The 12,999-nt window shown below is 58.9% G+C and carries 9 protein-coding genes; 4 read left to right on the top strand and 5 right to left on the bottom strand.

Annotated features, from left to right (window positions below; translation table 11 throughout):
• Nucleotides 1-116: 116 nt before the first annotated feature.
• The 3 genes from ENH71_RS06630 to ENH71_RS06620 form a co-directional block, all read right to left on the bottom strand.
• Nucleotides 117-1,484 carry a tetratricopeptide repeat protein gene (locus ENH71_RS06630; protein ID WP_294131462.1) on the bottom strand — a complete coding sequence of 456 codons (1,368 nt, stop codon included), beginning with the start codon at nt 1,482-1,484 and terminating at the stop codon, nt 117-119.
• A 213-nt stretch (nt 1,485-1,697) separates the two neighbouring features.
• Nucleotides 1,698-3,728 (bottom strand): CHASE2 domain-containing protein, encoded by a 2,031-nt coding sequence (locus tag ENH71_RS06625; protein ID WP_294131459.1) that lies wholly within the window; start codon nt 3,726-3,728, stop codon nt 1,698-1,700.
• Nucleotide 3,729: 1 nt separating this feature from the next.
• On the bottom strand, nt 3,730-5,175 hold the full coding sequence (locus ENH71_RS06620; RefSeq protein ID WP_294131456.1) for a FecR family protein: 1,446 nt from the start codon (nt 5,173-5,175) through the stop codon (nt 3,730-3,732).
• A gap of 229 nt (nt 5,176-5,404) precedes the next feature.
• On the opposite strand from ENH71_RS06620, the gene ENH71_RS06615 reads away from it, so the two are divergent.
• From ENH71_RS06615 to ENH71_RS06600, 4 genes are all read left to right on the top strand, one after another.
• Nucleotides 5,405-6,106 carry a Crp/Fnr family transcriptional regulator gene (locus ENH71_RS06615; RefSeq protein WP_294131454.1) on the top strand — a complete coding sequence of 234 codons (702 nt, stop codon included), beginning with the start codon at nt 5,405-5,407 and terminating at the stop codon, nt 6,104-6,106.
• A 199-nt stretch (nt 6,107-6,305) separates the two neighbouring features.
• Nucleotides 6,306-8,000 (top strand): type I secretion system permease/ATPase, encoded by a 1,695-nt coding sequence (locus ENH71_RS06610; protein WP_294131452.1) that lies wholly within the window; start codon nt 6,306-6,308, stop codon nt 7,998-8,000.
• A gap of 93 nt (nt 8,001-8,093) precedes the next feature.
• Nucleotides 8,094-9,410: an HlyD family type I secretion periplasmic adaptor subunit gene (locus ENH71_RS06605; RefSeq protein ID WP_294131447.1), complete on the top strand. Its 1,317-nt coding sequence runs from the start codon at nt 8,094-8,096 to the stop codon at nt 9,408-9,410.
• Nucleotides 9,410-10,846 carry a TolC family protein gene (locus ENH71_RS06600; RefSeq protein ID WP_294131444.1) on the top strand — a complete coding sequence of 479 codons (1,437 nt, stop codon included), beginning with the start codon at nt 9,410-9,412 and terminating at the stop codon, nt 10,844-10,846. Before ENH71_RS06605 ends, ENH71_RS06600 begins: the two co-directional genes overlap by 1 nt.
• Nucleotides 10,847-10,869: 23 nt before the next feature.
• Here the strand turns inward: ENH71_RS06600 and ENH71_RS06595 are convergent, their stop codons facing one another.
• On the bottom strand, nt 10,870-12,372 hold the full coding sequence (locus ENH71_RS06595) for a matrixin family metalloprotease (protein ID WP_294131442.1): 1,503 nt from the start codon (nt 12,370-12,372) through the stop codon (nt 10,870-10,872).
• Nucleotides 12,369-12,989, bottom strand: a complete 621-nt coding sequence (locus ENH71_RS06590; protein ID WP_294131440.1) for a hypothetical protein — start codon at nt 12,987-12,989, stop codon at nt 12,369-12,371. Before ENH71_RS06590 ends, ENH71_RS06595 begins: the two co-directional genes overlap by 4 nt.
• Nucleotides 12,990-12,999: the final 10 nt, after the last annotated feature.

Below are 12,999 nucleotides of genomic sequence, written 5' to 3'. Positions count from 1 at the left end.
CATCAAAACTCTGAGCTTTAGCGTGTAACCAGCTATTTTGCTTAGACTAATGGCTAATAGCCATTAGTCTAAACAGTTGCCAGACAGGGATTTGGCAAGATGACCGCTCCAGGCCGTCAGAAGCGATGACTGACGCCGATTTCCACGGTGCTGTCGATGCTGCGGAACAGCTCCAGATTACTGCGCTGTTTTTGGTGGTAAACGTTGAACAGCAGCAGGGTATCGGGCCGGCCCGGGAACAGTGGTTGGCGATACTGCAACAGGGCGTAACTGCGCCTGATGTCACGCCGGGCACCGTCCGCCAGAATGGGGCTATAGCCACGTTTGTCGTCGGTTTCAGTGTGGTTGAGCTGGGCTAGCAGTACCCCACGCGCCAGCTGCCATTGCCAGTCGACATTAGCCTGCCAGCCCTGGCGGCTGCCGCCGGGCCGACCGTTGCGCACCGGGCTGTTGTTCAGGGCACTGATTTCAGCCACCACCTGCTGCGGGCCAAACCGGTTTGACAATGCACAGGTCAACCCGACCCCGACTTTGCTTTCTACCGCGTTCAGGCGACTCTGGTTATGAAACAATTGATGCTGGGCAATGGCACTGACTTGCGGCCGGCAGGCGCCCAGACTGGCGTCGGGCATGAATCGACCGCCGGCTTCGGTGGCGGTATACAGCGGGCTGCCGCCGAACAGCAAATGACTCACGCCGGCATTAAGCTGCCAGCTGCGCTCATTACCGGGTTTGATAAAGGCGTAACGGGTGTCCAGTTGCAGCAGGTCGGATGCCTTATCTTCACTGACCCGACCTCGCAACTCGACCAGCACATTATGCTGGTGCTCCGGCGCGAGCTGGCGATAGCGGCCGCCCAGACGCAGATTCAGGTACGGGCCGCTTTTGGGGCGAAACTCCGGATTCAGGGGCAACACCACCGACTCACCCGAAAGGGTCAGGGTGATTTGCCCGGGTTCCGGCGCACCATTGAGGTTATTGTCATAACCCATCAGCACGTCGGCCTGCAGGCTGGTTTGGCGGGTCATGCCACGCCAGGTCTGCTCCCGCTCCTGCAACACGTTCTGCAGACCGGTGGGCAGGTCATCGCGCGCCAGCAGTTGCCGGTTTAGATCAAGCGCCGAAAACAACTGGCCTTGCAGGTAAAGAGCCTGGGCGTAATCCACCTGGGCGCCACCGTTGTCGGGATTCAACAGCAGGGCGCGCTCCAGTGACTCCAGGGCCCGATCCAGGCGTCCCATGTTCATTTGCGCCGCGCCTCTTAAGGCAAAATACTCTGTGCTGCGCAGACAGCGGGCCAGCAGTGGCTCAAGCTGCTCTGCAATTTGCGCCCAGTCCGCGGGCAGTTGCGGGTTTTGCTGCAGCAGTGGTAACAGGTCGGGGCAGGTTTGCGTGACAGGTTCGGCCTGATGTTGCTCTGTCTGGCCTTGCGCAAGGCCAGACATCGTCAGCGTCAACGCCAAGGCGGCGAGTGCAGCTTGCACAGTGCGCCATAGACTAGCCAAAGTTCGCCATAGGCCAGCGTTATGCCGGGGGCTGGAGAGAGCTGCATGTTTGCTGTTGGGCGAGGTGCTGAGTGGCATGCGGGCAATTATCTTGAATCGCCTGCCGCTAAGCAATAGCAAGGCAGAGAAACGTGATACCCATATCACTTGCAGGGCTGTGAAAACGGGTGTCGGTGCCAGTACAGGCCGCTGTCAGGCGCCTTTGCCGCCCGACACGATCTTCAGGTTCAACTGTTCAGCACGGGCATTACGACGCGGGCTGTCAGTTTGTGTGGCATCAATGGCCGGGGCAAACAGCGTATGGGGAATACGCAGGCCATTGAGCAGATAGCTGCCCTGGGATTCGGGTTTCATATCACTTAACTGACGGGCGACACATTCACCCAGCAGAATCGGCTGTGCCAGTTCGGCGGTCATGTCCTGTATGCGCAGGGTAATGGTGACGGTGTCACCCAGCAGCGTGTGGGTACGGCGGTGCGCCGGGCCAATGGAACCCATCAGTGCCGGCCCCTGTTCAATACCAATGCCCAGCGCCAGCGGTTCCAGCCCGGCGGGCGGGTGCTGGGGCATGTCGCGATCAACAATGCTCAGCATTTCCTGTCCGGCGGCCAGAGCGCGGTGGGCTTCATCGGCGCTTTGTCCGTCCCACACTGCCAGCAGGCTGTCACCTTTGAATTCCTGAATACGGCCACCGTGGTGTTCAACAATGCCGGCAGCTTTGACGAAGAAGAAGTGTAGCAGCGCGGCAGACTCTTCCGGCGGACGCGCTTCACCAAAGGCGGAAAAATTGCGCAGATCAGCGCTGAGCAGAGTGACATCACAGCGTTTGGCGTTGATCGCCGAACTGGGCAGGCTGAAAGCGATTTCGCGGGCAATGTCGCTGGGCAGGTAACTGTTCAGATTGCCAAATACGCGGCTGCGCTCGGCGCGCACACGACTTTGTTCCAGCAACAGCAGCAGACTGGCGGCCAGCAGACCAAACACAGCCGGGAACAGCCAGCCCAGCCAGATTTCATATGCCGCCAGCAATTGCCAGTGCAAAGCCAGTGTGATGACCGGCATCAGCACCGCAGCCACGGGCAGGCCGTAGGCCGCAACACGCTCGCGGGCACCGGCCAGCAACAGGGTGATACCGGCAAATATCAATGCCAGCAGTGCCAGCAACCATTGGGCACCGCGCGGCGTGTAAGGCATGGTGGTATCCAGCAGGCTGCCCAGCAAACGGGCCTGCAGTTCGACGCCCGGCGTGGCACCATTATAAGGTGTCGGCACAATGTCGCCCATGCCAAAGGCCGTGCCGCCGACCAGCACCCAGGCGTTTTCCAGCATGCCGGGGTCAATGCGGCCATTGATAACGTCGGCCGCCGACACGGCGCGGAAGTTCTGTGGCAGGTCTTTGTAGGAGATGCGCAGGTTGCCGGCTTCATCCAACGGAATAGTCAGGCCCGGATAGGCATCCAGGCGCAGCACCTGCTCGGGGGCAAACAGGCCGCTGCCGTCGCTGACACTGGCTGCCCAGGTGGGCGCATTGGTGGCTTGCAGCAGGGCGCTCAGTGCCAGCGCCGGATAGGCTTCGCCATCAACACAAACAAAGGCAGGTACTTCCCGGATGGCACCGTCACTGGCAACAATGGGGGCGATATGACCCTTGGGGATGGCACTGAAACCGGCATGTGGCGCGATGAAACTGTTGGTGCTGCTGGCGGCGGGCATGGATGAGCAATCCAGACCGGTCAGCGGAAAGCTCATGACACCGGTGCGTACATTCTGTTCTGACTGCCCGTTGGCCTGCAACACCGGCACCTGCGCCAGCACAGCGCCGCGCGAAGCGTTCAGCGCAGCGATCAGTTCAGCATCGCCGTCGCGCACTTCAGGGTAGGTAATATCGTGTAATTGCAGTTGCACACCGGCATCGTTCAGCGCGCTGACCAGCCGGGCCATATCACTGCGCGGCCAGGGCCAGGCGCCGATTTCGGCCAGACTGGCTTCATCAATAGCAACAATGGTAATGCGCTGTTCCGGGGTGTCATCGGCGGACATCAACCAGCCCTGGGCACCCAGACGCTCTTCCAGCGTATCCAGGCTGCCCGGGAATACGGCCATCAGTACCACACTGATCACAGCGGCCAGAGCCAGCATCAACAGGCGGCCGAACACCGGCAGCAGACGCAGGGCGAGTGCTACCGGGTTGATGAGCTGGTTAAGACGGGACAGGTGTTGCATGCTAAGGCGCGTCCCACAATGTCAGGCCTTGAATGTTGCCACTTTCAAGCTGCTTTTCGAAGAAATAACCGGCTTCTGTGCCATCCAGGCTGACAGCGCCCGCCATGCGCTCGGTATCGGAGCGGGTATGAAAATAGCCGCCGTCATACAGCCGGCCACTGGCGCTGAACTGTACATCGCCGGTCAGGCTGTGGTTCAGGTCAAGTCCGGTGGAAAAGCGGCTGTTGTCAAAATTGATGTCCAGCGAGCCGCCGTTGACGGTCATGGCCGCAACGCCGCTGTCCGAGTGGTAAAACGCCTGCGCACTGGCCAGGCCAAAACTGACCGTGCCCAGCCCGCTGGCGATTCGCTCACCGCCATTGCCGGCGCGGAACAGCAGGTAGTCAGCACCACCAGGAACAGTCACATCACGGCCTGCGCTGGCTTCAGCCATGGCGACGGTCATGCGCTCCTGCGCTGCCTGGCCGTCACCCCAGCGACCCCAGATCAGATTACGTTCGGCCAGTTCAGCACCGGCAATGGCCGTCTCCGGGGTAAAATCGACCAGCGACGGCGTCGGGGTTTCCGGTGTTGGCTGTTGTGGGGGCTGCTGCGGTTGCGTGGCATTAGCCGCCTCATTTTTGACGCGCTGTGAGGTGACGCTTTCCAGATAAATACCGGTACCGGCGTTTTGATCATCGGCATTGTTCTGGACATCGTTGACAGCCACCCGCACTTCTTCTTCCATCATGCCGGGGCCACGTTCAACCGCGGCTGGCAGCAGGCGCGGGGCGGTGCTGCTGCCTTCAAGTTCAATCACCTGCAGCGAGCTGCCGGTCAGTTCGACCGCGTTGATCAGGCAGGGGCCAAAACTGTCGGCGCGACAATCGCTGGAGAACGGCGCCATCACAATAACGCCTTCATTGACCAGGGCACGCACCGCGCGCGGGGTGGCGCTGACCACAAAATCGGTACCACGCACGCCAATGGCAGCAATCGGCGTGTTCAGGCGAAAACGCTCCCGCGCCGCGCTGGCACCGGCACCCGAGATGGCGCGAGTGATGCCTTCTTCCAGGTTCAGCTTGATGGTGGATTGTTCGGGTGCGTCGGCGTTGTAATCATACTGCACGATTTCCAGACGGCTGTCGGGGCGTACGCTGACCAGGGCCTGATCAACAAACCGGATATGGACGTGACCATTGGCTTCAGTAAGAATGCGATCCTCGGCACGGATTTCAGTGCCCGTTGCCACGGCCCTGCGGCCACTGCCTGACACCAGCCAGGCCTTGCCCAGCACCAGACTGACTTCGCCCACGGCAGGTTGGGGCGCCGCAATGGTCAACGCAGCAGGTTCCTGAGCAACGGCCACACTGTGGCCTGCCACTGCCAGCAGCAATGTCATCAAAGCGTTAACTATGGCTGTTTTAATCAGTGTTTGCGTCATTTTTGGTGTCGATTTCTGTGCCATCGGGACAGTCCTGTTCGAGCGTGGAGGTAAGCCTATCCCATAAGACCGGCAACACGAGTGATTCCGGTCACACCGGCCCCAAGTTCTCTTGTCATTCGTCGCATTTGCTATCCCGCATGAACTTACTATAATGACTCTGCTCCCATAAAACGCCCGCCGGGTAACGGTTTGCGTCGATTGCACAGCCCACAACAGAGCCCATAACAGAGCCCAATACAGAGAACGCCACATGCAGGTCACTCCGGAGCTTCTGGGTACATTCCCCGGCCTGAAGCCTCTTCCGCAAGCCACGCTTGCCCACCTTGCGCAACAATCCAGTGTGCGCAAGTTCGCCCGCCGCGCGGTGGTGCTGAACGCTGGCGTGCGTGAGGAATGTGTGTGCTTTTTATTTGAAGGCCGCCTGCAGGGCGTTGATTTTACAATAGATGGCCGCGAAGTGGGACTGTATTTTGTGGAACCCGGCGACTTTTGCGGTGAACTGGGTATGTTTGATCATGGCCCGCAACCCGAGTTCGTGATTGCGCTGACGGCAGCGGTGGCGGTTTTTATCCCCATGGACAGTCTGCGCGAGGTATCGCTGCAGGCCCCCATTCTGCTGAATATGCTGGGCGAGCGACTGGCCGCGCGGGTGCGGCAGATGACCCGACAGCGCTCCCTGCTGGGCCTGCCCAATATCAGCCAGCGCGTGTGCTGCCAGCTGTGGATGCTGGTGCCGGAACGGGCACAGCAGTCGTTGCAGGACACGGTGATCATGAACCCGCCCACGCACATGGAAATTGCCATCATGCTGAGCCTGAGCCGGGAGTCGGTGAGTCGGGTATTCCAGATTCTGCAGACCCGGCAGATCGTCAAGCGTGACGGCCCAGGCATGCTGCTGGTAACCAACACCGGCGCGCTGAAGCAACTGGCCGAAGGCGCTGAAGAACTGTGATCCGGCCACGACCGCTGCCGGTTAGTAAAAAGCCCCCATCGCGGTTATAATCCGCCGATTATCGGTTAAGTCGTGGCGTCCGGGGTTGAATCCCATCAGCGCACCCCCCACATACAGCATGTCGCTTGATGCCCGATTCCATCAATTCAGCAGATTAACAGGCTGTTAGTCGCCCGCACGGATGAACGATTAAAACACAATGAATAAACCCAAAAGCTCTGTTACCTATCCCGAACTGTTTGACGCCATGAAGTCCGTGCGCCGGTATTTCCTGTACGCCGGTCTGTTCAGCGCCGCGGTCAATATCCTGATGCTGACGCCGATCATTTACATGTTGCAGGTATATGATCGCGTGATCTCCAGCGGCAGCTATTCCACGCTGCTCATGCTGACCCTGTTGATGGTGTTTCTAACCATGGCGATGGGGGGCTTCGAGTGGGTACGCTCGATGATTCTGACCAGCGCCAGCAACAAAATCGAATTGCAGTTACGCGAACGGGTTTTTAATGCAACCTTCAAAAACGCCCTGCTTTCCGGTAATAACAAATCTGCACAGCCACTGAATGATCTGTCCGGTTTGCGTCAGTTCATGACCGGCAACGGCCTGTTCGCTTTTTTTGATGCGCCGTGGTTTCCGATCTATGTTGCCATCATGTTTGTCTTCCATTTCTGGTTCGGTGTTGTTGCCATTGTGGCTGGCATTGTCATGGTTCTCCTGGCCTGGGCTAACGAAAAAGCCACCAATAAACGTTTGAAAGACGCCAACACCAAGGCCAACCAGGTCAACGGGCAAGTGGCGGGCAGCATACGCAACGCAGAAGTCATTGCAGCCATGGGCATGACGGCCGACATTCGCCACCAGCAGGAAATAAAATCCGATGAAGTGCTGGGCCTGCAGACCGAGGCGAGCCGGGCGGCCGGCGTGCTGACCAGCATCTCGAAAACCTTCCGCATCACCACCCAGTCTCTGATACTGGGCCTGGGCGCCTTGCTCGCGCTACAACAGGAAATTTCACCGGGCATGATGATCGCCGGTTCATTGCTGCTGGGCCGCGCACTGGCGCCTATTGACCTGCTGGTTGGCACCTGGAAAGGTTTTTCGGTAGCACGCGCACAATATGAGCGCCTGGGTCAGTTGCTGGAAACTATTCCGCCCGCCCAGGACCATATGAGCCTGCCGGCACCCGAGGGACACCTGGTATTGGAGCAGGTCATGGTGGCACCACCGGGTACCCGCACCGCTGTTGTTAAAGGCGTGTCGCTGGAGCTGCCAGCCGGCGAAGCGCTGGGCATCGTCGGCCCGAGCGCCTCCGGCAAATCCACCCTGGCACGCGCCATTCTCGGTATCTGGCCAAGTGTCGCCGGCAAGGTACGCCTGGACGGCGCTGATATTGCTGCCTGGGATCGCGGCGAACTGGGACCCTATGTGGGATACCTGCCCCAGGACATTGAACTGTTTGATGGCAGCATTTCCGACAATATCTGCCGTTTTGGTGAACCCGACGCCGAGCAGATCGTGGCCGCCGCACAAATGGCGGGTGTGCATGAGATGATCCTGCGCCTGCCCGACGGCTACGATACCGTCATTGGCGGTGCCGGTGGCACACTGTCCGGCGGTCAGCGCCAGCGCATTGGCCTGGCGCGCGCAGTCTACGGCAACCCGCGGCTGCTGGTGCTGGATGAACCCAATTCCAATCTTGATGATGCCGGCGAGCGCGAACTGGTGTCGGCATTGCAACGCGTTAAAGAACAGGGAGCCACGGTTATTGTCATTACCCACCGCACCATGGTGCTGCAGGGCATGGACAAACTGCTGGTGATGAAAGACGGCCTGGCCGTCAGCTTCGGCCCCAAGGATGAAGTGCTGGCCAGCCTGACCGGACAGCGCGCCTGAGTAACAGCAGTAGTGCGGGGCACCTGAATAAAGCGCCGTACCGAGATAAAGAGACGCACCTTTTTTATTCGACAGACTTAACGGAAATCGATTGTGGCAGATAACAGCAAACAGAATACGGCAGCCCCGAATGTGGAAACCAGCATGGAATCGCCAAAGCGTGTTGGCCTGCTGATATTTTTCCTGGTGTTTGGTGTTTTTGGGGTTTGGGCCGCGGTGGCGCCCATTGACGGTGCGGCAAATGCTCCCGGTACCGTGATCGTGCGCTCCAACCGCCAGGTGGTACAACACCTGGAAGGTGGCATTGTGCAGGAGATACTGGTGCGCAGCGGTGATGTCGTGGATGCTGGTGAACCGTTGCTGGTGCTGGACAATACCCAGCAGATGGCACAACTGGAAATGGCCAATGCCCAATTTGTTGCCTTGGGTGCACTGGAAGCACGCCTGATTGCCGAGCGCGATGACCTCGACCAGGTGCAGTTTCCACTTGCGCTGTCTGCGCTGGAAAGTAACGCGGTGGTAGAGATGGCATCGCAGGAGCAGATATTCCGCACCCGCAAGAGTCAGCTGGAAGGCAGCGTGGATGTATTGCAGCAACGCATTGAACAACTGCAGTCGCGACTGCAGGGTTTACGCGCATTGCGTGAGAGCAAAGAAGAGCTGGCGACATCATTCAGCGAAGAACTCAATGATGTGCGCGCATTGCTGGAAGAAGGATTTTCTGACAAAAACCGGCTGCGTGAGCTTGAACGTAATGCTTCCACCCTGCGCGGCGAAGCAGCGGAACTGACTGCCAATATTTCGTCAACAGAAATGCAGATCGGTGAAACCCGACTCGAGATCATTCAGGCGGAACGTGAGTTTCAAAATGAAGTGGCGAACCGGCTTAGCGAAGTCCAAACCAACATTCGTGATGTCTCCGAGCGTCGCAATGCCCTGCGCGATATTGTCAGCCGCACCGTGATAAAAGCACCCGTCGCCGGGGTGGTGAATGGTCTGCAAGTTCATACTGAGGGTGGCGTCATTGCGCCGGGTAGCCGTATTGCCGATATCGTGCCGCAATCTGACGAGCTGATTATTGAAGCACGGGTTTCCCCCATCGATATCGATCGGGTGGCAATGGGGCAGGAAGCCAATATCCGCTTCTCCGCCTTCAGCAGCTCCGTGCCGAGCATTCTGGGCGTGGTCATCAACGTGTCGGCTGATGCGTTTGCTGATGAGAATACCGGCGCATCGTATTACACCGCACGCGTGGAAGTGACACCGGAAGGACGCGCCAACCTGGACGGCCTGGCGCTGGTGCCGGGTATGCCGGTAGAGGTATTTATCGCCACCGGCTCACGAACTTTCCTGCAATATTTGATGAAACCCGTCTCCAACGCGCTGGCGCGTAGCTTCCGGGAAGACTGATGCGTATGACACAGACTTACCAACACCGCAGCATCGCCCGACCCCTGACCACTTTACTGGGCGCTACCGCGCTCGTCGCATTGCTTGGTGCGCCAGCTGTTTATGCCGCTGAAGTCGCGGATGAGTCCGAAACCATAGCCGCCGAGGCCGCCGCTGCTGCTGCCATGCAGGAAAGCGGCTCAGGCAGCACGCTGGAAGACTTTTTTATTGCCGCGATGGAATTCAGTCCCCGCATACAGATCGCCGAAGCCAGGCGCAGTATCGGCACCGCGCGCAAACGCGCAGCCACCGGGCAACTGTTGCCCCAGATCAATGCCACCGCCAATGTCTCCGAGAACCGCCAGGAAGCGCTGGACCGCGTTAATCAGTACCGCGGTGAGCGCTATGCGCTGCAGTTGCGACAGGTATTGTTTGACTGGCAGACGTTTGCCCGCCGCAGTTCTGCATCCATGGTGGAAGAGCAATACGAGGCCGAGTATTTTGCCGAACTGTCAGCACTGTTGACGGAAGTGGCAGAGATGTATTTTGAGGTGCTGCAGGCCGAAGACGCCCTGCGTTCAATCGACAGCGAACTGGAGGCGACTCAGACCCAGCTACGGCAAATTGAGCGCATGCATGGCATGCAGATGGTGCAGATTACGGATCTGTATGACGCGCAGGCACGACTGGCAGCTGTGGAAGCGGAACGACTTAACCTGGCCACCGAAGTGACACTGGCCCGCGAGTCACTGTATTCAGCATCGGGGCTGGCTGTGGGTGACCTGTTCACCCTGGGCGACGACGCGCAGCTGCCACAGATCGAAGGCACTGCCATGGAATGGGTGGCGCGGGCGCGGCAGGACAATCACATGATTCTGGCGCGTGAGTATGCGGTAAAGGCAGCCGAGCGACGGGTTTCAGAGCGACGTGGCGCCTATATGCCCAGAGTCAGCCTGATCGCGCAACAGCAACAGTCCAACTTGGGCTTCGACAACCAGTTGCTGAACAGCCGAACCGATACCGGTTATCTCGCGCTGGATGTGACCATTCCGCTGTTCGCCGGTGGCAGCAACCGCGCCGCGGTCAGCGAAGCACGCAGTCAGCAAAGCATCGCACAGAACGAATTACGGCAGCTGAATCTGGACGTCAGCGAACGTACCCGTCTGGCCTATCTGCGCCTGCAATCAACCGAGCAACAGATTGCCGCTGCGGAGAAACTGCTGGAAGCACGTCGTGTCGCCAGCCGCGCACGACAGCGTGGTTTTGAGCTGGGCACCGTGACCAGCGTTGACGTACTGGATGCGGTACGTGACGAGTTTGTTGCCGAACGCGACCTGCAGGCCATTCGCTATGAACACATCAAGATGGGTCTGTATCTGCGCCGTGATTCCGGCACCCTGACCGCCGATGACCTGGTTGATATCAGCGTCAGCCTGCAGGCACCAGACGCAGAGTAACGCGCTCGCCGGTTACCGGACTGTTATTCCACCAGCACGTTGATTGCCTGGCCGTTGAAATACAGCTCACCCGGGTTACTGTCGACGCCATAACCGATGTAGAAATCGACATCAATTTCGCTGATGCCGATTTCTGCTGCGCGAAACTGCGTCAGCACTTCCAGGTCTTCAACGGCGCCCAGCACCTTGCGCTCACTGACCGGCACCAATTGTACCTCGGGCTGATAACCCACCAGTTCGCCGCGGGTATTCTTGACCAGGATTTCACCCTGCGGGGTAATGAGCGCGACTGCCAGAAACCCGGGCTGGCCCTGATGTTTCGGATCAATCTCGATGCGCCCCCTCACATCAAAAGGCTCAAGTGACGACACCCGGTTGGTATAGTTTTGTCCGCCATTGGTGGTGACGCCACCATAGAACACCGCATCCGCACGGCCGCCCTGAAAACTTTGCTGGCCACTCAGGGTCAGCAGCTCTCCGCTTTGCGCCACCACCGACATTCGATAGTTTCCGGTATTGGTCACGCCACAGGGGGGATCAATATTGTTGCTGTAGGTATTGACCAGAATCGTGTGCCGGCCTGCCGGCAACGTCGCGGTCAAGCGCGGATTGCAGTTACCGGCACTGTCTTCATCAACGCGCAGCGCGCCCAGATTAGCGTTGCCAACAAACAACACGCTGTCCAGTTGACCGTCGGTCACCATGTCGAAGGTCACAAACAGATCCTGGGTCAGGTCCAGTGTATAGACATCGACAAAACTGTCATCGGAGCCGCCGCTGAGCAATTGCTGAATTCGGCAGTCGCCGGCATCCAGGCGTCCATAGACCCAGCCGAAGCGGATCGCCCGGTAATCACAGTTCTCAATACCGGCGTACAGGGTATCGGCACCGCTGATATCGTCAGTCTGCAGGCGGAACAGATTGCCGATGGTTGAGGACATGATCGCCGCCTGACTGTCGTCGTGGCCCAGACCAATGACATGCCCCAGTTCATGCAGGGCAATGCGCTGGAAATCGTATTCACGCGTGGCATTGCTACCCGAACGTTGCGGCCCGTCGTAGACATCAAAATTGAGATTGTCATTAAAAATGATATCGGCCTCGACGATATCTGCCGTGCCCAGAATATTGAATTCGGTGAAGAAAACAGTGACCGCCAGCGTCGATGAATTGAAGCTGTCGCCACACACATTAGCGCGGAAATCGATGCCATTGAGAAAATCCGGGCGGCCGCCCGGGCCGCTGCCAGCGCAGGGGTCGCGGTATGACGGACTGGCTTCAAAATTGAAGCGGGTGCTGTCCGTCCATTCCCCGGCGGCACGCTGCAGGGCAACCGCCCAGGGCGTTCCGCTTCGGGAGGTACCGGGCACGCCGGTGTATATGGTGGTTTGCGCACCCGGCCATTTATTGGCATTGGCGCTGATGTCGAAAGCCTGCGCCGCGCTGCTGAGCAAGGCCGTCGTCAACAGAGATAGACAAAAGACTGCCCGCAGGGCACGCAGCCCACTGACTGGATTGCAGATCATGGCGTCAACTCCTGCACGCGTTCGCGCACCAGGGCCTTGAAACCGGCAGCGCTCATCGCCGAACCCTCATCAGCAATGGCCTGAATCTGCACACCGCTGGCGACACCGTCCTCATTCAACGTTTGCGCGGCAGCAAACGGAGCAATGTTGACGGCACGGATGGGCTGATGACCGGCACTCTGCACGTGGGCGCGGCCATTGCTGTCCTGCACGATCAGGTAGTGACCCTGCGACCAGCCTACCAGCGGATGCAATTGACGAACCCGGGGAGTTCCGGAAGACTCGACAAAATAGACACCGGTTTCCCCGGCCTCGGGCAGCTGCATGTCGCTGACCTCAAGCTGGCGGTTGCCAACCCGGCCACCGAGATAGCTCAGTTCAATGCGGGTCCCGGTGTACTCGCCCTTGAGCACATCGAGTATTTCGAATTCAACAAAGGTATGGATGCTGCGGGGTCCGGTTGCGCGCGCCTCAACGCTCACCACCCGGCCTTCAAATACCAGGTCGGCAGTGCCGACAACTTCATCGAATGACAACTGCGCCACGGTGGTCGCGGTCAACAGAGGTGAAACGCCCAACAGGCAAATGATCAGGGCACAGCGACCAATAATTCTCATACGGTAACTC

The sequence above is a fragment of the Pseudohongiella sp. genome, assembly GCF_011050365.1.
Classification (GTDB): domain Bacteria; phylum Pseudomonadota; class Gammaproteobacteria; order Pseudomonadales; family Pseudohongiellaceae; genus Pseudohongiella.
This window is presented reverse-complemented; position numbering and strand designations above follow the sequence as displayed.